Source organism: Streptosporangium sp. NPDC004631, assembly GCF_053601935.1.
The window spans coordinates 176687-197532 of record NZ_JBSGCR010000012.1; the positions used below are offsets into that span (position 1 = coordinate 176687).

Annotated in this window: 22 protein-coding genes, 1 pseudogene and 1 riboswitch; of the genes and pseudogenes, 8 read left to right on the top strand and 15 right to left on the bottom strand. The window is 69.3% G+C overall.

Annotated features, from left to right (window positions below; genetic code table 11):
• Positions 1-134 precede the first annotated feature (134 nt).
• A riboswitch (cyclic di-AMP (ydaO/yuaA leader) is annotated at positions 135-285 on the top strand.
• A 14-nt stretch (positions 286-299) separates the two neighbouring features.
• Entirely contained in the window at positions 300-1340 is a 1041-nt protein-coding gene (locus ACWEF2_RS15270; RefSeq protein WP_453815607.1) for a C40 family peptidase, read from the top strand.
• A 249-nt stretch (positions 1341-1589) separates the two neighbouring features.
• Here ACWEF2_RS15270 and ACWEF2_RS15275 read toward each other — a convergent pair whose 3' ends face one another.
• The 7 genes from ACWEF2_RS15275 to ACWEF2_RS15305 all read right to left on the bottom strand — a co-directional run bounded on the left by ACWEF2_RS15275 (position 1590) and on the right by ACWEF2_RS15305 (position 10125).
• Positions 1590-1838 carry a LuxR family transcriptional regulator gene (locus ACWEF2_RS15275; RefSeq protein WP_453815564.1) on the bottom strand — a complete coding sequence of 83 codons (249 nt, stop codon included), beginning with the start codon at positions 1836-1838 and terminating at the stop codon, positions 1590-1592.
• A gap of 733 nt (positions 1839-2571) precedes the next feature.
• On the bottom strand, positions 2572-4074 hold the full coding sequence (gene lysX / locus ACWEF2_RS15280; protein ID WP_453815566.1) for a bifunctional lysylphosphatidylglycerol synthetase/lysine--tRNA ligase LysX: 1503 nt from the start codon (positions 4072-4074) through the stop codon (positions 2572-2574).
• A gap of 23 nt (positions 4075-4097) precedes the next feature.
• Positions 4098-4880 (bottom strand): type III pantothenate kinase, encoded by a 783-nt coding sequence (locus ACWEF2_RS15285; RefSeq protein WP_453815568.1) that lies wholly within the window; start codon positions 4878-4880, stop codon positions 4098-4100.
• A complete protein-coding gene (locus ACWEF2_RS15290) occupies positions 4880-7411 on the bottom strand; it encodes an L-aspartate oxidase (RefSeq protein ID WP_453815569.1) in 2532 nt (843 codons plus the stop codon). Before ACWEF2_RS15290 ends, ACWEF2_RS15285 begins: the two co-directional genes overlap by 1 nt.
• A gap of 328 nt (positions 7412-7739) precedes the next feature.
• Complete coding sequence (gene panD / locus ACWEF2_RS15295; RefSeq protein WP_453815571.1) at positions 7740-8168, bottom strand: aspartate 1-decarboxylase; 429 nt, start codon at positions 8166-8168, stop codon at positions 7740-7742.
• A 221-nt stretch (positions 8169-8389) separates the two neighbouring features.
• Complete coding sequence (gene panC / locus ACWEF2_RS15300) at positions 8390-9244, bottom strand: pantoate--beta-alanine ligase (protein WP_453815572.1); 855 nt, start codon at positions 9242-9244, stop codon at positions 8390-8392.
• Positions 9235-10125 (bottom strand): Rossmann-like and DUF2520 domain-containing protein, encoded by an 891-nt coding sequence (locus ACWEF2_RS15305; RefSeq protein WP_453815574.1) that lies wholly within the window; start codon positions 10123-10125, stop codon positions 9235-9237. The genes panC and ACWEF2_RS15305 overlap by 10 nt, the downstream gene beginning before the upstream one ends.
• 251 nt (positions 10126-10376) lie before the next feature.
• On the opposite strand from ACWEF2_RS15305, the gene ACWEF2_RS15310 reads away from it, so the two are divergent.
• Positions 10377-11348 carry an SAM-dependent methyltransferase gene (locus ACWEF2_RS15310; protein ID WP_453815577.1) on the top strand — a complete coding sequence of 324 codons (972 nt, stop codon included), beginning with the start codon at positions 10377-10379 and terminating at the stop codon, positions 11346-11348.
• 47 nt (positions 11349-11395) lie between these two features.
• Here the strand turns inward: ACWEF2_RS15310 and vph are convergent, their stop codons facing one another.
• The 3 genes and pseudogenes from vph to ACWEF2_RS15325 all read right to left on the bottom strand — a co-directional run.
• The gene (gene vph / locus ACWEF2_RS15315) at positions 11396-12262 is read right to left on the bottom strand and encodes a viomycin phosphotransferase (protein WP_453815579.1); all 867 of its coding nucleotides are present in this window, start codon (positions 12260-12262) and stop codon (positions 11396-11398) included.
• 286 nt (positions 12263-12548) lie between these two features.
• A complete protein-coding gene (locus ACWEF2_RS15320; protein ID WP_453815613.1) occupies positions 12549-13565 on the bottom strand; it encodes a hypothetical protein in 1017 nt (338 codons plus the stop codon).
• A gap of 123 nt (positions 13566-13688) precedes the next feature.
• A pseudogene (locus ACWEF2_RS15325) lies at positions 13689-13907 on the bottom strand (helix-turn-helix domain-containing protein); the annotation flags it as partial.
• A 170-nt stretch (positions 13908-14077) separates the two neighbouring features.
• Here ACWEF2_RS15325 and ACWEF2_RS15330 point away from each other — a divergent pair.
• From ACWEF2_RS15330 to ACWEF2_RS15340, 3 genes are all read left to right on the top strand, one after another.
• A complete protein-coding gene (locus ACWEF2_RS15330; RefSeq protein WP_453815581.1) occupies positions 14078-14446 on the top strand; it encodes a hypothetical protein in 369 nt (122 codons plus the stop codon).
• Positions 14447-14519: 73 nt separating this feature from the next.
• Positions 14520-15521: an ABC transporter substrate-binding protein gene (locus ACWEF2_RS15335; RefSeq protein WP_453815610.1), complete on the top strand. Its 1002-nt coding sequence runs from the start codon at positions 14520-14522 to the stop codon at positions 15519-15521.
• Positions 15518-16600 (top strand): methyltransferase, encoded by a 1083-nt coding sequence (locus ACWEF2_RS15340; protein ID WP_453815583.1) that lies wholly within the window; start codon positions 15518-15520, stop codon positions 16598-16600. Before ACWEF2_RS15335 ends, ACWEF2_RS15340 begins: the two co-directional genes overlap by 4 nt.
• Before the next feature lie 293 nt (positions 16601-16893).
• On the opposite strand, the gene ACWEF2_RS15345 is transcribed toward ACWEF2_RS15340, so the two are convergent.
• The 5 genes from ACWEF2_RS15345 to ACWEF2_RS15365 all read right to left on the bottom strand — a co-directional run bounded on the left by ACWEF2_RS15345 (position 16894) and on the right by ACWEF2_RS15365 (position 19299).
• Entirely contained in the window at positions 16894-17094 is a 201-nt protein-coding gene (locus ACWEF2_RS15345; protein ID WP_453815584.1) for a DUF397 domain-containing protein, read from the bottom strand.
• A 147-nt stretch (positions 17095-17241) separates the two neighbouring features.
• Positions 17242-17445: a DUF397 domain-containing protein gene (locus ACWEF2_RS15350; RefSeq protein WP_453815586.1), complete on the bottom strand. Its 204-nt coding sequence runs from the start codon at positions 17443-17445 to the stop codon at positions 17242-17244.
• Positions 17432-18277 (bottom strand): helix-turn-helix domain-containing protein, encoded by an 846-nt coding sequence (locus ACWEF2_RS15355; RefSeq protein WP_453815588.1) that lies wholly within the window; start codon positions 18275-18277, stop codon positions 17432-17434. The genes ACWEF2_RS15350 and ACWEF2_RS15355 overlap by 14 nt, the downstream gene beginning before the upstream one ends.
• Before the next feature lie 160 nt (positions 18278-18437).
• Positions 18438-18695, bottom strand: a complete 258-nt coding sequence (locus tag ACWEF2_RS15360) for a GntR family transcriptional regulator (RefSeq protein WP_453815590.1) — start codon at positions 18693-18695, stop codon at positions 18438-18440.
• Positions 18696-19110: 415 nt separating this feature from the next.
• Positions 19111-19299 (bottom strand): hypothetical protein, encoded by a 189-nt coding sequence (locus ACWEF2_RS15365; protein ID WP_453815591.1) that lies wholly within the window; start codon positions 19297-19299, stop codon positions 19111-19113.
• Positions 19300-19528: 229 nt separating this feature from the next.
• Between ACWEF2_RS15365 and ACWEF2_RS15370 the strand changes: the two genes are divergently transcribed.
• The 3 genes from ACWEF2_RS15370 to ACWEF2_RS15380 all read left to right on the top strand — a co-directional run.
• Positions 19529-19891: a hypothetical protein gene (locus ACWEF2_RS15370; protein ID WP_453815593.1), complete on the top strand. Its 363-nt coding sequence runs from the start codon at positions 19529-19531 to the stop codon at positions 19889-19891.
• Entirely contained in the window at positions 19888-20340 is a 453-nt protein-coding gene (locus ACWEF2_RS15375) for a hypothetical protein (protein ID WP_453815595.1), read from the top strand. Before ACWEF2_RS15370 ends, ACWEF2_RS15375 begins: the two co-directional genes overlap by 4 nt.
• Before the next feature lie 302 nt (positions 20341-20642).
• The coding region (locus tag ACWEF2_RS15380) for a BldC family transcriptional regulator (protein ID WP_453815597.1) at positions 20643-20846 on the top strand (204 nt) is incomplete at its 3' end.

Genomic DNA, 20846 nt, shown 5'->3' on the forward strand with positions numbered 1-20846 from the left:
ACACACATATCGATCATGAAATGATGTGACCTGACCGTGACATTTCAGTTGTGAAAGCTCTACCAACTTTGCAGTTCTGGTTGAGCATGAACCTCCAATTGCACTAATGTCCGTCCTCGATGTCAGCAACGTAAAGAGCTGACCCGCCGAATCCCCCGACTGGGGAACCGGGGACCCACCCTCCCGACGTCCCCCGGGGTGAATCCGAGGTGCCACCGGCATCCGGTAGGGCTGCCTCCGGCCCGAACCCGTCAGCTAACCCGGTAGGCGGCCAAGAGAGGAGCCTGTTGGTGAAGCGCATGCGCGACCGTGGGGCACGACGTGCGGGCAGGCACGCCCGCAGCCGAGAACAGGCGGCGCGCGGACTGTCGTTCCGGTTCGCGGTCATCGGGGCGGCGTTCGCCTCCCTCACCCTCGGCACCCCCCTCGTGGCGGCCACCGCCGACCCGCAGCCCAGCCTCCGCCAGCTCGCCAAACAGGCCGAGAAGCTGCACACCGAGATCGAGACGCTCACCGAGCAGTACAACGGCGAGCGGGTCAAGCTCAAGCAGGCCCAGCGCGCCGCCGAGAGCGCCGAGAAGACCCTCGCCGTCAGCGAGTCGGAGCTGGAGTCACGGCGCACCAAGGCCACCCTGCTCGCGCAGAGCAGCTACATGGCGGGCGGGCTGGGCCCGGGGCTCACCTTCAGCCAGTCCTCCGATCCCGACGCCTTCCTCGACCAGGCCACCACGAACTACGCGCTCCAGCAGCAGCAGAGCGAGGAGGTCGCCCAGGTCGGCCGGGCGATCAAGGCCGCGGAGAGCGCGCAGGTGAGCGCCAAGGCCCGGACCACCGAGGTCAAGGACCTCCTCAACCAGATCGGCGACAGGCGCACCACGATCGAGCGCCTGGTCGCCAAGGTCGAGAGCAGCCTGTTTCGGGAGGTACGGTCCCGGGCGAGCAGCACCCGGGGCAACCGGGTGAAGATCGACGTGCCGATCGTGGGCGACGGCAAGGCCGCCGAGGCCGCCCGGTGGGCTCTCACCCAGCAACTCAAGCCGTATGTGTGGGGCGCCGAGGGACCGAACTCCTTCGACTGCTCGGGCCTGGTGATGTGGGCCTACCAGAAGGTCGGCATCAGCCTGCCGCACTACACGGGCAACCAGTGGACGGCGGGCACCCACGTCTCCAGGGACGACCTGCGCCCCGGGGACCTGGTCTTCTTCTACAGCGACCTGCACCACGTGGGGATCTACATCGGCGCGGGCCTGATGGTCCACGCCCCCCAGACCGGTGACGTCATCCACATCGCGACGATCGACAACCGCCCCTTCGCCGGTGGTGTGCGTATCGCGGACTGAGCGCGAACCCGGTGCGGACCCCGGCGGCGCCGGGCGCGAACACCCCGCCGCGGACCGGGCGCGGGCCGACCGCGAACACCCGGCCGTGAACTGGGCGCGGGTCGGGTGCGGGGTCGGTCACGGGCCGAGCGCGGGCCGAGAACCGCCCCTGGGGCGGGCTGAGAGAGCCCCTGGGGCGACCACGGGGACAAAACGGGGCACGGGGTAGGGGTGTCGCCTTCAAGGCCGGAGCGGGCCGGGAGGCGGGGTTTAGATCAGTCGCCGGCGGGCGGCCCAGGCCACGGCCTCGATCGCCGTGGCCACCCCGATGCGGTCGCAGATCCCGCGGAGCCTGCGCCGGACCGTCCGGCCGCTGATGTCGAGGCGGCGCCCCACCCGGTCCACGGTGACGCCCTTGGCGAGCTCCGCCAGCAGCACGAGATCCTCGTCGCTCAGACCGATCTCACCCATGCCCAGAAGACCGTCGCCGCGGCGGGAGTCCACCTCTGGATATGCCATCTGGAGTCGCTCCCCCCGCGCTGGAACTCAGGCGTGAGTCGTCTGGAATCAATGCCGCCCGTCAGGAACGGTAAACGGCTTGTTCAAAGGTCGTCAAGTTCCACTCTTCATAGAGGTAGTACGCGCTGTTGACATAGCGTGTGCTACGTGAAGTACTCATGATATGTCGGCGCCTTTACGGTTAAGTCATGGCCGCGCCAAGACCGGCGCCCCCGGGCGCCCCACCGCCCCCTGACAGACGGAGTCTTCGCAGAACAAGGTTTCGCCGGGGCCTCCCGCGGCGGGACCGCCTCCACCGGCGGTCACACGGCCACCATCCTCCTCTCACATTCCACCAGAAAGAACGACCTCATCTGGCACGCCCTCTCACGGACACCTGACCCACCCCCTTGACAGATCCGAGGGAATCGGCTCGCAATGAGAGAGAAGTGAGTCGATTTTTACGGCATCCGGCACATATCTGCCGAAACTAGCCAATCAGCACAAGACGGGAACACCAGCGAAATGGCGTTTCCGTACCATACGCCGCCTCGACTGGAATTATCCGACCCTCTGATCGGCCGCCGACGCCCCTCCGTGCAATCGTCGTCCACCGATGGCCGATACGGCCGCCGCTCACCGGCGACCTCCGTACCGCGGGGAAGGGCGTATCTGAAAACGGACAGCCGAAAGCAGGGCCCGCGGAGGCATGTCCGAAAACACACCCCCGCGGGCCGACACGCCCTCCGGCCGCTCAGCCCGCGGGCTTGACCAACGGGAACAGGATGGTCTCGCGGATGTTCTTGCCGGTGAAGGCCATGACCAGGCGGTCCACGCCGAGCCCCATGCCCCCGGTGGGGGGCATGGCGTACTCCAGGGCGGCGAGGAAGTCCTCGTCGAGCTGCATGGCCTCGGCGTCGCCGCCCGCGGCGAGCAGGGACTGCTCGGTGAGGCGGCGGCGCTGCTCGACCGGGTCGACCAGCTCCGAGTAGGCGGTGCCCAGCTCGGTGCCGAAGCCGATCAGGTCCCACTTCTCGGTGAGGAGCGGGTTGTCCCGGTGCTGGCGGGTCAGCGGTGAGGTCTCCAGCGGGTAGTCCATGACGAACGTGGGCTGGATGAGGGTGTGCTCGACGAGCGCCTCGAAGATCTCCTGGACGAGCTTGCCCTGGCCCCACTTGGGGTCCCAGCGGATCTCCCGCGCGTCCGCGAGCTTGCGGACCTTCTCCAGCGGCGTCTCGGTGGTGACCTCCTCGCCCAGCGCCTCCGAGACCGACCCGTACAGGGTGATCCTCGGCCACTCGGCCAGCCCCAGGTCGATCTGGTGGCCCTGATGGGTCACCACGGAGTGGCCGAGCGCGGCCACGACCGCGTTCTGGATCATGCGCTGGGTCAGGTCGGCCATGTCGTTGTAGTCGAGATACGTCCCATACGCCTCAAGCATCGTGAACTCGGGGTTGTGGGTGGCGTCCGCGCCCTCGTTGCGGAAGTTGCGGTTGATCTCGAAAACCTTCTCGATGCCGCCCACCACGAGCCGCTTGAGGTAGAGCTCGATCGCGATCCGGAGATAGAGATCCATGTCGTAGGCGTTGATGTGGGTCTTGAACGGCCGGGCCGTCGCACCGCCGTGGACCGGCTGGAGCATCGGCGTCTCGACCTCCAGATAGCCCTCGCCGTGCCAGAAGTCACGGATCGCCCGCACCACCGCGCTGCGGGTGTAGGCCATCTTGCGCGCCTCGTCGTTGACGATGAGGTCCACATAGCGCAGGCGGACCCGCGCCTCGGGGTCGGTCAGGCCGGCGTGCTTCTCCGGCAGCGGGCGCAGGCACTTGGAGGTGATCGCCCAGCGGTCGGCGAGGATGGACAGCTCCCCCCTGCGGGAGGTGATGACCTCTCCCTCGATGCCGACGTGGTCGCCGAGGTCCACGTCGCGCTTCCAGGCGGCCAGGGACTCCTCGCCCACCCGGTCCAGGGAGATCATGACCTGCAGGTCGGCCGAGCCGTCGCGGATGGTGGCGAAGCAGAGCTTGCCCCCGGTCCGCGACAGCATGACCCGTCCGGTGACACCCACTCTGTCGCCGGTCGCGGTGTCAGCGGTGAGATCCGCGTATTTTTCGCGGATCTCATCGTTGGTCGCGGTACGCGGAAAGTTCACCGGGTAGGGGTCGACGCCCTCGGAGCGGAGGCGGTCGAGCTTCTCCCGGCGCACGCGCATCTGCTCGGGCAGATCCTCGGCGGGGTTGGTCACTTCATCGGTCACAGAGCAAGGTTACCGATGTCCGGCTAAGGGGTGTTGCGCTGATAGATCAGCCGAAGACCGATCAGCGTGAGCCACGGCTCGTGCACGTCGATCGAGCGCGCCTCGCCGACCACCAGCGGCGCCGCGCTGCCGGTGGCGACCACGGTGACGTCGTCCGGGTCGTCGGCCAGCTCGGCCGCCATGCGGTCGACGATCCCGTCCACCTGACCGGCGAAACCGTAGATGATGCCCGCCTGGAGCGCCTCGACCGTGTTCTTGGCGATCACCGAGCGGGGCCGGATCAGCTCCACCTTGTGGAGCTGCGCCCCGGCCGCGGCCAGCGCGTCCACCGAGATCTCGATGCCGGGGGCGGTCACCGCGCCGATGTACTCCCCCTTGGCGGAGACCGCGTCGAAGGAGGTCGCGGTGCCGAAGTCGACGATGACGCACGGCCCGCCGTACAGCTGGATGGCGGCCAGCGCGTTGACGATCCGATCGCTGCCGACCTCCTTGGGGTTGTCCATCCTGACCGGGACCCCGGTGCGGACGCCGGGCTCGACGATCACCGCGGTGACGTCGCCGTAGTAGCGGCGGCACATCTCGCGCATCTCGTTGAGCACCGACGGCACCGTGGAGCAGAGCGCGATACCGCCGACGTCAGCCCCCTTGAGCAGCGGCGACTGCCCGAGCAGCCCCTGCAGCACGACGGCGACCTCGTCCGCCGTGCGCCGGGCGTCGGTGGCGATGCGCCAGTGCTCGATGACGTCCTCACCCTCGAACAGGCCGAGAACGGTGTGGGTGTTACCGACATCGATGGCAAGCAGCATCAATTCCCCCGAAGGTCCAGCGCGATGTCAAGAGCGGGTGCCGAGTGCGTGAGCGCACCAACGGCAAGATAGTCAACGCCTGTTTCAGCTACATCACGAGCCGACTCCAGGGTCAACCCCCCGCTGGACTCCAGCCGCGCCCTGCCGCTCACCAGCCGTACGGCCAGCGCCAGCTCCTCCACGGTGAAGTTGTCCAGCAGGATCTCCTCGGCGCCCTCGGCGAGCACCGGCTCGATCTGGTCGATCCGGTCGACCTCGACCTCGATCGGCAGGCCGGGATGGGCGTCCCGGACCGCGCGGAACGCCTCTGCCACCCCGCCGGCGGCCACCACGTGGTTGTCCTTGATCAACGCGGCGTCCGAGAGCGACATGCGGTGGTTGACCCCGCCGCCGCAGCGCACGGCGTACTTCTCCAGGGCCCGCAGGCCGGGCAGCGTTTTCCGGCTGTCCCTGACCCGTGCCCCGGTGCCCGCCACGGCCCGCACCCAGCGGCCGGTGAGGGTGGCGATGCCGGACAGGTGGGTGAGCAGGTTGAGCGCCGTCCGCTCGGCGGTCAGCAGGTCCCTGGTGGGGCCGGTGACGGTCATCAGCACGTCGCCCCTCGCGACGTGCTCGCCGTCCTTGGCCCGGCGCTCGACGGTCAGGCGGCCCTCGCTGACGTAGGAGAAGAGGCCCTCGGCGAGGGCCAGCCCGGCGACCACCCCGTCGGCGCGGGCCACCACGTCGGCGGTGTCGGTCCGGCCCGCCGGGATGGTGGAGACGCTGGTGACGTCGCCCGCCTCCTGGACGTCCTCGGCCACCGCGGTCGCGAAGAGCGCCGTCACCGCGGCCGGGTCGAGACCGGCCTCGACCAGGTCCGCCTGCACCCGGGACGGCAGGCCGTCAGCGCCGCTCGCGTGCGGGACGTATGTCATGGTTGTTCCCTCCGCCGTCAGGGTCAGGTCGAGGTGGCCCAGCCACCAGGCATCGTTTCGCTCGGAGAAGTCCTCGCGCCAGTGTGACCCGCGGGTCTCCTCACGGGTGCGGGCCACGGCCACCAGCGCCGAGGCGATCGTCAGCAGGTTCGTGGTCTCCCACGACTCGGTGCACGGCTGGACCGCCACCGGGGTCCACCGGACGTCCAGCAGCGCCCTGGCGACCTCGGTCAGGGACTCCCGGTTTCGCAGCACGCTCGCGCCCCGGCTCATGTGCCCCTGGATCCTGGGTCTCGCCCTGGGGTCCACCAGGCCACTCGGCCGCTCGTCGGCCACCGGTGCGCCGGAGCCCCGCCGCTCGGCGTGGATGTCGGCGGCGATCCGCTCGGCGAAGACCAGACCTTCGAGCAGCGAGTTCGAGGCCAGCCGGTTGGCGCCGTGCACACCGGTGCAGGCCACCTCACCGCAGGCGTACAGGCCCGGCACGCTGGTACGGCCACGCAGGTCGGTCCGGACGCCGCCGCTGGCGTAGTGGGCGGCGGGGACGACCGGGATGAGCGCGGTGACCGGGTCGACGCCGTGCTCCCGGCAGACGGCGTGAATCGTCGGGAACCGGGTGCGCCACTTCTCCGCGCCGAAGTGGCGGGCGTCGAGATACACGTGGTCGGCTCCGGTCTCACGCATCCGCCGCATGATCGCCTTGGCCACCACGTCGCGGGGCGCGAGGTCGGCGAGCTCGTGGACGTCCTGCATGAAGCGGACGCCCTCGGCGTCGACCAGCACCGCGCCCTCGCCCCTGACCGCCTCGGAGATCAGCGGCTGCTGGCCGACGGAGTCCTCGCCGAGCCAGAACACGGTCGGGTGGAACTGGACGAACTCCAGGTCCCTGACGACGGCGCCGGCCCGCAGCGCGAGCGCCACGCCGTCGCCGGTGGAGACGGCCGGGTTGGTGGTGGCGGCGTAGACCTGGCCCATGCCGCCGGTGGCCAGCACCACGGCCCCGGCCCTGACCGCGCCCACCCCGTCGCGTTCGCCCTCGCCCATGACGTGCAGGGTCACTCCGGCGGCCCGGCCCTCGGCGTCCTTGAGCAGATCGAGCACGAGCGCGTGCTCGATCACCTGGATCGCCGACTCCCGGACGGCCTTGATGAGCGCCCGCTGCACCTCGGCCCCGGTGGCGTCGCCGCCGGCGTGCACGATGCGGTTGCGCCGGTGACCGCCCTCCCTGGTGAGCTGGAGCGCGCCCGAGGCGTCGGTGTCGAACCTGGCCCCCGTCGCCATCAGCTCGCGCAGCGCCCCCGGCCCCTCGGTGACCAGGACCCGGACGGCCTCCTCGTCGCAGAGACCGGCCCCCGCGACGAGGGTGTCGGACAGGTGCTCGGCAGGGGTGTCCCGGGGGTCGAGCACGGCGGCGATGCCGCCCTGCGCCCAGCGGGTGGACCCCGAGGAGAGCACGTCCTTGGTGACGACCAGGACCCTGGCCGCGGGGTCGAGGCGGGCGTGGCGCAGCGCCGTGGTCAATCCCGCGACACCGGAGCCGACCACGACGACGTCCGCGTCGACCGTCCAGCCCGGAGGTGGGGCGGTCAGCCTCAGGGGGATGGCTGGAATCGTCATTGCCGCCTCCTTGTGGGGATGGTTAGAGGCTCTTTATCTCGTCAATGTGACGATAACGTGCGGCCCGGAAGGACTGTTCCCCGGGGTGGGCCGTGTACGGACCGACCGGTGAGAGGGTGCCCACCTCCGTCCGGCCGCTCCACGGGACCGGAACGCGGCGCCGACCGGCCCACGGGAGCGGCGCACGACGCCGGCCGGTGAGCGGGACCGGAACGCGACGCCGGCCGGCCCACCGGAGCGGCACGCGACACCGGCCGGCGGGCGGGTGTCCACCACCCGACCGGATCCACCGGGCTCCGGGAGCACCCGGCGCCGGGCGAGGCTCGTCCTACCTCTGACAGTCCGGCACCCGGCGGAGCTCGTCGCCACGGAGAAGGCCCGGAAGGGCGGCGGCGGGGTCGTGGCCGAGGTCGGCGATCCGGTTGCCGGCGTCGACGTGGACGATCCGGGGCTGGAAGGTCCGGGCCTCGGCGTCGTCGAGCTGGCCGTACGCGATGATGATCACCAGGTCGCCCGGCTGGACGAGCTTGGCCGCGGCGCCGTTGACACCGATGATCCCGGAGCCTCGCGGGCCCGCGATCGTGTAGGTCACCAGCCTGGCACCGTTGTCGATGTCCACCACGTGGACCTGTTCGCCGGGGAGGAGATCCGCCGCGTCCAGCAGGTCCTCGTCGATCGTCAGCGACCCCACATAGTGCAGGTCGGCCTGGGTGACGGTGGCGCGATGGATCTTGGATGTGAGCATGGTGCGGAGCACGCTTCAATCACCTTTCGCACGGTCGCGCCGCCCTGTGGCGTACACGCCTGGGCGAAAATATATCCGAGGTTCCAAAGGTGCCCACCACATATTCCCCGGGCCCCGAAGAATATGCCCCAGGTCCTGAAAACCGGTCCGACGCATGGCCAGGGTCTCGAAAGATCCCGGCGACCGTACGGCCCGTAACACCCCGGGGTGCCGCGGTCACGCACAGGCCGCTCTCACCGCAGGTCGACCGTCACGTTGTCGATCAGTCTGGTGGACCCCACCCGTGCGGCCACGGCCAGGACCGCCTCACCCCGGTAGTCCTCGCCGACCTCGACGAAGGTCGCCGGATCCACCAGGACCAGGTAGTCGAGAGCGATCTCCGGCTCACCCTCCAGTACGGCGCGCGCCGCCCGGCGGATCTCCTCCGGCGTCCGCCGACCGGCCCCGGTGAACAGTCCCCGTGACAGGGCCAGGGCCGTGTGCCGGTCGTGCGTGGACAGGTAGCGGTTCCGGCTGGACAGCGCCAGGCCGTCCGCCTCGCGGATCGTGGGCGCCCCCACGATGGAGACCGACAGGTCGAGGTCGGCGACCATCCGGCGGATCATCGCCAGCTGCTGGGCGTCCTTCTGCCCGAAGACCGCCACATCCGGCTGGACCAGGTTGAACAACTTGAGCACCACGGTCAGCACACCGTCGAGGTGCCCGGGACGGAACGCCCCCTCGACGACCGTGCCCATCTTCCCCGCCGACACACCGACCTGCCGGTCCGGAGGGTACATGTCCCCGGCGGAGGGGGCGAACACCAGGCCCACCCCCTCGGCCGCGCAGATCTCCAGGTCGACCTCGAACGTCCGGGGATAGCGGGAGAAGTCCTCGTCCGGACCGAACTGCAGGGGGTTCACGAAGATGCTCACGGCCACATGGTCGGCCTGCTCGCGGGCCAGCCGGATCAGCGACCGGTGCCCCTCGTGCAACGCGCCCATGGTCGGCACCAGCGCCAGCGTGGCGTCTCCGGGGAAACCACCGATTCCCAGGGTCCGCCTCGCCTTGACCAGCCCGATCCGGTCGGCCGCCACGATCACGTCCATATGTTTCCTCCCAGGGCGTCCAGGAGGCGCTCGGCGGCCTCGGGCTTGAGCAGCCCGGCCGCCAGCGCCCGGTCCGCCGTGAGCCTAGCGAGGGCCACGTAGGCGTCCGCGGCCTCGGGTGCCGCCAAGATCAGCGCGTCCACGTGCTTGCGGACCGTGGCGGCGTCACCACGGACCACCGGGCCGGTCAGCCCGGCGATACCGAGCAGCAGCACGTTCTCCAGGGCCGCGCCGAGCAGCGGGCCGAGCATCCGGCCCGGCTGATCCACGCCGATCCGCCCCAGCAACTCGGACGACTCGGCGACCAGCGTCACCATGTGGTTCGCCGCACCCGCCAGAGCCGCGTGATAGAGCGGCCGGTCGTCGTCCTCGATCCAGACCGGCTCGCCCTCCATCTCGATGACCAGGGCCTCGGCCACCGGGCGAAGGGGGTCGGGCGCGGTGACACCGTAGGAGATGCCGACCAGACGGCGCAGGTCGTCGTCCCTGCCGGTGAACGTCATCACCGGATGCAGCGCCAGGGGCAGCGCGCCCTCCCTGATCGCCGGGTTCAGCACCGCCAGGCCGTACGCGCCGCTGGTGTGGGCCACCAGCTTGCCCCGCAGGTCGGCGCCGGTGCCGACCAGACCCGAGACCAGGTCGGGCAGCACGTCGTCGGGGACCGTCAGAAGGATGAGATCCGACTTGGCCACCACGTCCTGCGGGCCGGTCGGCGTCAGGCCGAGCCGTTCGATCGCCCGCTCCCTGGAGGAGTCGGAGACCCCGCTCGCGGCGACCACCCGATGGCCCGCCCGCGTGAGCGCGACCCCGAGCGCCGAACCCACCCGGCCTGCCCCAACCACTCCGACGGCCAGCCGTGCCGGGCGATCGACTGCGTCCATGACGTCCCGTCCTTCGACCACATGGGGGCTCCGTGCCCAGTTGACCAGCGTAACGGGCCTGACCCTCCCGACTGCGTCAAGGCAGGTGTCCGAAAGCGGCGGCATCCGACCGGCTGAGCAACCTGTCAGTAATGACAGCCGCCCCCGGGGCCTCCGGGACGTCCCCGCGAGGCCACAAGGTCGTTACCGTGGCCTCCTCAAGGACACCCTGTGATCTCGACGACGGCCCAGGGGCACCACCGGTAACGTCTGTGGACGTGTGGCTCACCTGGCGCGCCGCGACAGAGCGGGCGCTCTACGGCGAGAACGGCTTCTATCTGCGAGAGCGGCCCTCAGGTCACTTCCGGACCTCGGTCGGCGCCTCCACCGTCCTCGCCGGGGCCGTGGCGCGCGAACTCGCCGCGGTGGACGCCGAGCTGGGCGGCCCCCCGAGGATCGACCTGGTGGACGTCGGCGCGGGTGAGGGCGGCCTGGCGGCCGGAGTGCTCGCCGCCGCACCGCCCGGCCTTCGCACGCGCCTGCGGGTGACCGCGGTGGACCTCGCCCCCCGGCCCGCCGGGCTGCCCGAGGAGATCGCCTGGGCCGCGGCCGTACCGGACGGGATCCGCGGACTCGTGATCGCCAACGAGTGGCTGGACAACGTGCCGACGGACGTCGCCGAACAGGCCGCCGACGGCCCCCGGCTGGTCCTGGTCGACCCGTCCGACGGCCGGGAACGGCTCGGCGACAGGCCCCAGGAGGCCGACCTGGCCTGGCTGGACCGCTGGTGGCCGATGCGGACGACAGGCGAGCGGGCCGAGATCGGCAGACCGCGTGACGAGGCGTGGGCATCGGTGATCGTACGGCTGGCCCAGGGCCGCGCGATCGCGATCGACTACGCCCACCGGCTGGACGGCCGCCCGCCGTACGGCACGCTGACCGGCTACCGCGACGGCGGAATCGTCGCCCCCGTGCCGGACGGATCGTGCGACATCACCGCCCACGTCGCCCTGGACGCCTGCGCGGCGGCCGGAGAACGCGCCGGCGCCGTGAACACGATCCTGACCACCCAGCGGGAAGCCCTCCGCGCCCTCGGCGTCACCGGAACCCGCCCGCCCGTCGAACGCGCCCACACCGACCCGCGAGGCTACCTCCAAGCCCTGGTCCGGGCCTCGGAGGAGGCCGAACTCATCACCCCCGACGGCCTGGGCGCCTTCACCTGGCTATCCCAGACCCGCCCCTGAAACGGTGGTGAGAGAAGACGGTCGCGGCGGGAGTGGACGGTATGCGCTCAGCGGTAGCCGGTCAGGCCGTCCGCCAGTTCTTCTCCGTCACCGTCGCGGTTCGCGTAAAGGGCCTGCTGCAGGGCGAACGTGCTGCGGATCGTGGCGATCCGGGTGACCATGCCGTTCTCCGACCAGCCGCCCAGCGCGAGGACCCGGTCCAGCAGATCCTTCCCGTAGTCGGCACCGACGGCCGCGAGGTCCTCGGCGGGGTCACCGAGCGCGACCTCGTCCCAGTCGATCACTCCGCTGAGCCGAGGGCGCCCGTCGACGATCTCCCATAGGACGTTCTCGCCACCGAGGTCACCGTGCACCACCGCGGTGGTGAGGTGGGGAAGGCCGTCGAGCGCCGCGAGTTCCCGCTCGGCGCGCTGACGCCCGCTGCAGGACATGAGCGCGAACAGCTCTGCGCGGACGCCTGCCGCGAACTGCTGCCACTCATCTTCCGGCGCGTGCGGCAGCGCCGCTCGTACCTCCCCCTCAGCGCCCGCCATGGCCAGTGCGGCCAGCAGCGTGGCGTACTGTGCCGCCACCGACTCGGCCACCTCGGGGCATTCGAGCACCTCGTCCTTCAACGGTGCTCCGGGGATTCGGCTGAGCACCAGGAACGGCGGCTCGTCTGTGCCCTGAGTGCCGCTCTCGACCAGCGGCTCGGGTGTGCGGAAGCCAAGGTCGAGCCCGGCGAGCGCGCGCAGTACCGCCGCCCGCCCGGGCAACCTGGCGGCCGCCGCCTCGGTGCGGGCGAAGCACACGACACGATCCGAGCCGATCACCACATGATGGAACTGCCCCCGCCGGACGGTGAGACCGTCCGGCCTGTCATGGGGCAGCAGCCGACTCAGCAGAGCACGGTGCGTCTCAAGGATCTTCGTCAACTCATACACCACCAGCGTGGACGTCACCTCGTAGGGGTGATGAGGACCCCCACGGTAAAGCCGCAGGCCAACGGGCGCAATGCTGGGCCTCGGAACCGCTGTTCTGCAGTGAACCTCCGGTCGCGCGGAAAACCCCGGAGGTCTGCTGCAAAAACCGTTCCTGGCTAGATCTCGTTGAAACATGGGCACCGCCCTGCGCAGCCGTACGGGACGGCTGACCCCCCTGTCGCGGAAGGGGATCGGCGAGCACCTCCGCGAGTAGGGCCGGCATGAGATCTGGGGTGTTTCAGGCGGTGAGCGCGCGGAGTTCCTCGGCGGCGGGCAGTGATCGGGCCTGCTCGGGGGCCGTGAGCATCACCTGTCGAGCCCACCAGGTGATGGACGTGGTGCGATGCTCGGACGGCAGCCTCGTGTACGCGTTGACGGCATCGGTGAGTCCTTGCGGGGCCTCGCTCGCGTTGATCAGGCACACACTTTTCTTCATCACGCCGGTCGCCACCGAGCGGGGGTCGGCGCCGGGCCCGTCTGCCGCTATCTGGCGGGCCACCTCGTCGTGCGCCGTGGGCACTCCCAGGAGGACGGCCAGCGTGGCGCGTGAGCTCGTGTGGCGTTCCGCGGGCCATCCCCAGATGGCGCTGTGTTCACCGGTCACCTCGGCGGGCAGCCTCGATCCGATGTCGTCGTAGCGCCCCAGCACATCGCCCGGGACAGGGACACCCCCGGCGGAAGCGGGCGCCACCGCCAGCGCCACGGATCTGCCGAACCACGCCTCCGCCACCCCGACGCTCGGGCGGCCCCCGGCCAGATGCTCGGCCTCCGAGGCCAGTCGCAGCACGCTCACGATGGCCGGCCGGGGCGCCCCCGTCTCGATGAGGGCGTTCCGTCCCCGCACCCACACCCGCAGGTCAAGGTCACCGGAGGCGTCGGCGGCGATGCGGGCCGTACGCCACCAGCGGCGCGACTCCCAGAACTCGCCGGTCTCGGCCAGGGCCATCGCCATGATGGCGGCGAGCTGGGCGCCGACGCGCTGCAGCCCGTTACGGTCGATGTCGGGACGGGTCTCCAGTGCCTGGCGCACGTCGGCCACATCGACGGCGAGCTTGCCGATCAGCGCGGTCGGCGGCTCCACCCGGATGTCGTAGGCATGCTGATGGGCAATCTGCTCCCAGTCCTCCAGCGCGTGCTCTCCAGCCGAATCAACCGCCCGGTCGAAGGTGGCGCGCAGCGTTTCCAGAGCATCCAAAGGAAGGGGGGCTCCGGTACCAAGTGCGGCGAGGAGCTGCATGATAGTACGGCGCTCCATGTCGTTATCTCCGCCATTCTGAGGCAACGCGGCACTTACGAGAGTACTCCTAACCCGCTGCTCTGAGTCAGCATTTCTTCCACTGTCGCCCTTCCGTAGAAAACCGTACAGCGCGATAAGAACACCCTCGGCCCTGTACGCCTTGTCAAGCCGGCCAACCGCGTCACGAGGTGGCAGGCGCTCTCCACGTTCCCACCGACCGATCACCGCACCGGCGGTCCGAATACGCTCACCAGCTGTTTCAAGGGACATTTCCCTCAAAAGGCGCCAGTGGCGGAGGTTCGCACCAAACAAGTGGCTAAGTGACGCAGAAGGGTCAACCTCGCCGGGGGGACGAGCCATAAGAACCCTCCCAACTTCGATGTTCCGATTAGTTCACACCATTCAAACCAAATGACTTGGTGTGAATAACGTGCTGTGCGCTCCCAGGAGTTGCACCGATTATGACACGGTCGGGTTTATCCGTCCGAGACAAGTACGTGGCCCTGCGTTTTCGGCCGGAGGGAGTCTGTGTGTCAATCGAAGCTCGCAGCGCCGGCCCCGCTCAATCGGATCTCCGGCAGACGCGTACCCACCACGACGACCGCGCAACCCACCCCGCCCCGACCGTGCCGGCCGCGATCGGGCTCGACGACACGCCGGACAGCCGCCCCCGGGTGAGCCCCTTCCCCGGCGACCCCCAGGCCGATGACCGCCCCCCGTGGATGATCAATCTGTCGCCCGATGCCGCCCAGGCACTGAAGATCCGCGTGGATGACTCCGCCTACGAGCAGCTTCAGGGCCTGGCGTGGGATCCGGCCACGGCCGTGGACCTGACCCGCCTGCGGCAGGACCGGCCGACAGGCCCAGATCCCCGGCCGCCCGCAGCCCACCGCACCTGACACCTTTCCGCACTCCCCACGTCCGTGTGCCCGGCCTGTGCGTGCCGCGCCCAACCCCCCTCGGAGCCGTCTTATGCGATCCCGCATTCAGTTACTCGCAGCACTTATTCTGTTATCCACGGTGATAAGCACAGCGTGTAGCGGTGGCCAGTCATCACCCTCCGCGAAGAACGGGCCGGAAAAACCCGACCTCGTCATCGGCGCCATGCCCATCCCCGACATCGTGGCCTTCCACATAGCCAAATCCCGAGGGTTCTTCGCCCGCGAGGGATTCCACTCGGTGCGCACGGAGACCATCCAGGGCACCGGCCCGGCCATCCCCCTGCTCAAGAACGGCCAGCTGGATATCGCCCTGGTCAACTACGTGTCCGCGTTCACCGCCCAGGGCAAGGGAGCGGTGGATCTGCGAATCATCGCCGACTCCTACCAGGCCAGCAGCAACACCTTCCTGCTGATGACCTCCGCGGCCAGCACGGCGAAAACCCTCGCCGACCTGCGAGACAAGACGGTCGCGGTGGCCACCCTCCACAGCATCGGCACCCTCACCCTGGAAATCGCGCTGCACATCCACGGCATGACCGCCAAAGACGTTCGCCTGGTCGAGATGCCGCTGCCGAACATGCCCGGAGCCCTGGCCGCCGGAACCGTACAGGCGGCGTGGATGACCGAACCGTTCATCACCGCGGCCAAGACCACCGACGGCGCCAAAACCCTGGCGGACATGACCAGCGGCCCAACCGCGGACTTCCCCATCGCCGGGTGGGCGATCACCGCCGAATTCGCGAAGAAGAACCCGAAGACCGTCAGCGCCTTCCAGCGCGCGATGGCCGCCGGCCAGCAGATCGCGGCCTCCGACCGCGCGACGGTCGTGACCACCATCCCGTCCTACACACAGATCGCACCGAACATCGCGAAGGTCATCACCCTCGGCCAGTTTCCCCTCACCCTCAGCGCGACCAGGTTGCAGCGGGTCGCCGACCAGATGCTCGAATTCCACTACCTCGACCAGCCTCTGAACGTCGCACCGCTCCTGCTGCCTTCCGCCATGACCACCCCGACGAACGGAGCATCGTGACCGGCACCCACTCATCTCCGCAGCGGGCACCCCGGGAACGGTCCGTCCCCCCCTTCTCGGGCGAACGTCCCGGCGCGCACGTCCAGCAGATCATCAACGGCGTGGTCTCCTTCGGCGTCCTGCTCAGCCTGACCGACCTCGGCGTCGCCGACCACCTGGCGGACGGGCCGCGCGGCGTGGCGGAGCTGGCCGGCCTGTGCGAGGCGGACGCGGACCCCCTCCACCGGATCCTGCGCGCCGCGACCTCGCTCGGACTGCTGCGCGCCACCGAACAGCCCGATACCTACGCCCTCACCCAGGAGGGGCGGACACTGCGCGGTGATCTGGCGGACTCCATGCTGCCGGCGGTAATGATGGCCGCCGAGCCACGGTGGCTGGAGGCGATCCGTGTCCTGCCGGAAACCGTCCGCACCGGCCAGCCCGCCCTGCCGCAGCCCACCTACGAGTATCTGGCGGACAATCCCGACACCCGCGCCCTGTTCCACCGGTTCATGCGGACCCGCACCGCGCCCGTCGCGGCGGCGATCGCCGACCTGGACTTCGAGCGGGTGCGCACCGTGGTGGACATCGGCGGCGGCCACGGCACCATCCTGGCGAAGATCCTCCAGACCCATCCGCACTGCACGGGCATCCTGCTGGACCGCCCGGACCTCGCGGAGACAGCCGCCGAGCACCTCGCCGCGCTCGGCCTGCGGGACCGGTGTGAGGTCGTCGGCGACGACTTCCTCGACTTCGTTCCCCCCGGTGCGGACCTGTATCTGCTGGCCAGCGTCGTGCACAACTGGTCCGACGACGACGCCGGGCTGATCCTGCAGAACGTGCGAAAAGCCATGGAGGCCACCGACGGACCGGCCCAGGTGTGGTGCGTCGACCTGCTCCGCCCCACCTCTCCGGCACAGTTCGGCCCGCCCCACATGGCCACGGTTCTGGACGTGCGCATGCTCAGCCTCTTCGGTGGCGGCCATGAGCGCACCAGGGCCGAGTACGAGAGTCTGATGATCCGCAACGGCCTGGAGATCACCTGGTTGGAACAGTTCCCCAACGACATGCATCTGATGGTCGCGGGCCTCGCGGCGTAATGCCCGCGAGCCGGGTCGAGTCCGCATCGCCGTGAGCCAGGTGGCCGCAGAACCCCTGGAAACACGGCGAAAAGGAACGGAGCACCTGGCCAGGAGCCAATCTGGCTGCGCCTCGACGCGCAGCCAGACCTCCGCCGGACAAGCATGCCAACCACGTGTGAGTCTCACCTCGGCGCCCGCGCCCCGTCAGGGCAGGCGAAAGGCCGCCGATCATGTACTGCGGCGCCCAGGGCGAACCGGGGGCGCCTCCGAACGGCCGACGGCGGCCCATACGTCTACCACGCGATCGCAGCTCAGAGATCTTCGGCGCGGACACCCCTGAGGAAATCACGCCAGACAGCCGGAGCGAAAGCCAACACCGGACCAGACGGATCCTTACTGTCACGGACAGCGACGACACCCGGAAGGTTCGTCGCCACCTCCACGCAGTTGTCACCACCACCGCTGAGGCTGGACTTGCGGAATTCGGCGCCGGACAGGTCAGGGGAGATCATGCTCACTCCTCACCGCGGCGATGAGCACCGCGGACTCCTCAGGGGACGGGCATGCGCCAACAAGGCACTCAAACGACAGCATAAGGTTCCGTACCTGGTCCGTCGCCTCGCGCGCCCTTGACGCCGCCTGTCACGCGAAACCGCAGATCAGAGGTCTCCGGCGCGGACACCCCTGAGGAAATCACGCCAGACACTCGGAGTGAAAGCCAGCACCGGACCAGACGGATCCTTACTGTCACGGACAGCAACGACACCCGGAAGGTTCGTGGCCACCTCTACACAATTGTCCGTGGTGCCACCACTACAGCTGGACTTGCGGAACTCCGCACCGATCAGGTCAGGGGAGATCATGGCTACTCCTCGCAACGGCGATAAACGCCGCAGACTCCTTGGGGGACAGGCACGCGCCAACAAGGCGCTCGAACGTCAGCGTAAGCTGTCGCACTTGGTCAATCGCCTCGATGTAGACATTTCCCGCTGGGCACCCGGTATATGCCACGTCCGGGTCCTCGGCATCGAAGGAAAGCACCGAGAAGGCCCCCTCCATGCCGCTGTGCTCACCTGCTCGGAGCGGCAGAACTTGGATCGTGATGTTCGGCCAAGCCATGACCTGAAGGATGTCATCGAGCTGGCGGGTCATGACACCGGGCGGCCCGACAGGACGAATCAGAGCGCACTCGTCCACAACCGCGTGCAGAGTCGGCGCGCTGGCGCCGAATAGGCTGATCTTGCGAGCCATCCGGCCCGCCACTCGCCGCTCCAGCTCGGAATCCTCCAGCGTCAACTGGGCGGCACCCATGATCCTGCTAGCGTAATCCTCGCTCTGGAGCAGGCCGGGGATCAGCAGTGGCTCCCACGTACGGATGGACGTCGCCTCGGCCTCCAGACCAACATACGAGCTGGCGAACACATCACTGTAGGCCGTCCACCAGCCACGTTGGCCGGCATCCTTGCCAAGCTGAATCAGCCCAGCCTTCCCGGTAGTGTCCACGCCGTACAGGTCACAGGCGTGGCCGATGTCCACCGTGCTGGGAAGCAACCGCGCGTTCTCGATCCGGTTGACCTTCGAACGACTCCAACCAAGTTGACGAGCCGCCGCCTCCGGCGTGAGACCCGCCACTTCACGAAGTCGTCGCAGTTCACGACCCAGACGACGATGCCGGACCGTAGGGCTCTTCATCATGCCGCTCAGTGTGCTGTGGGTTCGATAAAAAATCCATATGCATAGCGCTTGCATTTCTGCACAGTGCAAGCGCATGATGGTTTCGCAATCACACCACAGTGAGTGAGTGCACGGTGACAATTTCGAACAAAACGGCCGCACTGTTCCCTTACGAAGGGCTTCAGTCCTCGCTCGACGCCCACTCGTCAGGAGATCGTGCAAATGTCCCCAACCCGCGAACTGCGTAGACAACGCCCTCCTCGCGAAGGCGAACCAGCACCTTACGGGCTGTCGGCCGGGCAACGCCGAACTCCTGGACAATCAGGTGTTCGCTGGCAACTGGCTCATCAACCACATAGACACCTTTGCGAATGCGGTCCTTGATCACGTTCGCAATCTGGACCCATTTCGGCTGGTTCGCGCGCCACTCGATCGTCACAAGATCACCGTAGGCATCCGCGATGACCCCATGATACCCACTGTCAACAGCTGCAAATAACTGATGGCAGCGGACGTCCGCACTTCATAGTTGTGAACTATAGGGAACAAGACTTAAGCGGACCCGCCCGGCGCTTGGAACGACCGGACGGGTCCTTGACCAGGAAGGCACTCCTGACCGTGACCAACCCTAGTGCGCCGATCCTCGATCGGCAGGCGGCGAGCAGATGTGGCTGCGACTGCTTTGTCACCACTCCGCCAATGCCCATGGGCTGCGCCGCCTGCGGCCACCCGCCCTACGCCCACGGCTGCGACCAGGCCGCACCCGGCCATGACTACGCACAGCCGTCCGGCGCGCTGATGGCCGAACGCCTGGGAGCACGCCACCGATTCGGCCTGGGCCGGGCGCTGCCCGCCTACGGACCGCCCGCCGTCGTGACCCCCGATGAGGTGATCCCACTGGTGCCCGCCCAGCGCCGCCCGGAACCGTCTCCGGTCACCACGCCCGCGCCCACCCCGACCGCCGTTCCCGCCGTACCACCGCCGCTGCCCAGACGGACGCCCCGCCCCATCCGGCGCCCGGCGTCCACATCCCGGCCCGCCACCGGCACACCGCGTCGACGCAATGACGGACGGCTGCCCACGCCGTACCGCTCCCGAGGGGTCGTCCACGGCCCTCGTAATGCCGGAACCGCACCGTTCCCTCGGCTCACACGCCGATCGCCCGTCTCATACGGCGCGCCCCAGACATTTCTCCCACATCTCACAGACCGGGTCCGGCCGGACGTCACGAGCGCCGGCCGGACCCTCAACCGGACAACGGAGGTCCGATCCATGGAACACCTTAGATCCGCCGCCCCCAACCCCGTGATCCCCGGCTGGCGGGTAATCCTCAGCGACGCCGGGCGCTTCTGGGCCAGCCGCGTGCTCCCCTTCCCCAACGACTCGGAGTGGTACGCCCCGCCGTTCCGTACGGTGGACGCCGACACCTTCGACGAGCTGAGGACCGAGGTCGACCGGCAGGAGACCGCCGCCCGGCAGACCGCCGGAAAGGCCGGACAGGACAGGCCGGGCGGGCAGGACAGGCAGGATGGGTGGTCCGGTCAGGTCAAGCAGGCGCCGGGACCGGCCGTGACAACCGGACCGGCCGAACCAGCCAGGACGGCGAGGACGGCGGCCGGGCAGGTGACGTCGTGATGTGGCACCGCGACTCCCGTGCCCCCGGACGACACCGCCCTGGCCAGGCCCGCACCACCGTCCCCCACCGCCTCTGGGACGTGCGCGCCCGCGCCGAGGCCGAACGACTCGCGCAGGCGTGGCCGAGCTGGACGATCCTGTACGGCGTGGGCAGCCGACGCTTCTACGCCCTGGCCGCCTGGCAGGTCTCCGAACCACTGATGGTCGACGCCACCACCACCGAGGACCTGGAGAGGCGGATGTATGAGGCGGTCATGGCTGTGACCGTCCGCCGCGAGACCCCCCTCACCGCCCCGGCCACCCCGACCGCGTCGGCACCCCCGATACCTCCGGCCCCCTTGACGTCCCAGCCTCCCCCGAGCAGGCGCGGCGGCGTTCCTTCCCCGGCACCCGCCGCCGCGCCGCACCACCCCCACCACTCCCGCCGCCCCTACCGGGACGCGGCCTAAAAAGCCGGTGCGGCGGCATCACCTCCCAGGGGACGCCGCCGCACCCACCACCGTGCGACCCGGGCCGGAGGGGACCCGGGCCGCACCCCAACGCGGTCCCCTCCTGGAGGGGAGGGAAACCGCACGCACCGGCCGGACCGCACCCCCGGCCCGGCCGGTGCACCCTGCCCAGCACACCGCCGGGGCGCGGGCATCCACCGGCCACACCACTCCCGAACGCCTGGCCGCAGCCCTCGCCGTACACGCTGAACTCCTCGAACGCGCCCGCCGATAGTCCTCCGACCCCCACCAGGAGATCCCCCATGCAAGGCATCAAGGTCATCGGTGGTGACGGCTCCGCCCTCATCACCCCCTTCCTCGCCCTCCCGCCCCGGTTCGAGGCGTTGCTCACCCCTACCGAGGTCGCGATCATGTTCCGCGTCGACCCCAAAACCGTCACCCGCTGGGCGAAGGCAGGAAGACTCACCAGCATCCGCACCCTCGGCGGACACCGCCGCTACCGCCAA

Excerpts from the sequence above, each read along its gene's own strand:
- ACWEF2_RS15350 (WP_453815586.1), bottom strand. The coding sequence starts at position 17,445 with ATGATCTCCCCTGACCTGATCGGTGCGGAGTTCCGCAAGTCCAGCTGT.
- ACWEF2_RS15355 (WP_453815588.1), bottom strand. The coding sequence starts at position 18,277 with ATGATGAAGAGCCCTACGGTCCGGCATCGTCGTCTGGGTCGTGAACTG.
- ACWEF2_RS15305 (WP_453815574.1), bottom strand. The coding sequence starts at position 10,125 with ATGGACGCAGTCGATCGCCCGGCACGGCTGGCCGTCGGAGTGGTTGGG.
- panC (WP_453815572.1), bottom strand. The coding sequence starts at position 9,244 with ATGGACGTGATCGTGGCGGCCGACCGGATCGGGCTGGTCAAGGCGAGG.
- ACWEF2_RS15335 (WP_453815610.1), top strand. The coding sequence starts at position 14,520 with ATGCGATCCCGCATTCAGTTACTCGCAGCACTTATTCTGTTATCCACG.
- ACWEF2_RS15275 (WP_453815564.1), bottom strand. The coding sequence starts at position 1,838 with ATGGCATATCCAGAGGTGGACTCCCGCCGCGGCGACGGTCTTCTGGGC.
- ACWEF2_RS15370 (WP_453815593.1), top strand. The coding sequence starts at position 19,529 with ATGGAACACCTTAGATCCGCCGCCCCCAACCCCGTGATCCCCGGCTGG.
- ACWEF2_RS15345 (WP_453815584.1), bottom strand. The coding sequence starts at position 17,094 with ATGATCTCCCCTGACCTGTCCGGCGCCGAATTCCGCAAGTCCAGCCTC.
- ACWEF2_RS15320 (WP_453815613.1), bottom strand. The coding sequence starts at position 13,565 with ATGGAGCGCCGTACTATCATGCAGCTCCTCGCCGCACTTGGTACCGGA.
- ACWEF2_RS15285 (WP_453815568.1), bottom strand. The coding sequence starts at position 4,880 with ATGCTGCTTGCCATCGATGTCGGTAACACCCACACCGTTCTCGGCCTG.
- ACWEF2_RS15290 (WP_453815569.1), bottom strand. The coding sequence starts at position 7,411 with ATGACGATTCCAGCCATCCCCCTGAGGCTGACCGCCCCACCTCCGGGC.
- ACWEF2_RS15270 (WP_453815607.1), top strand. The coding sequence starts at position 300 with ATGCGCGACCGTGGGGCACGACGTGCGGGCAGGCACGCCCGCAGCCGA.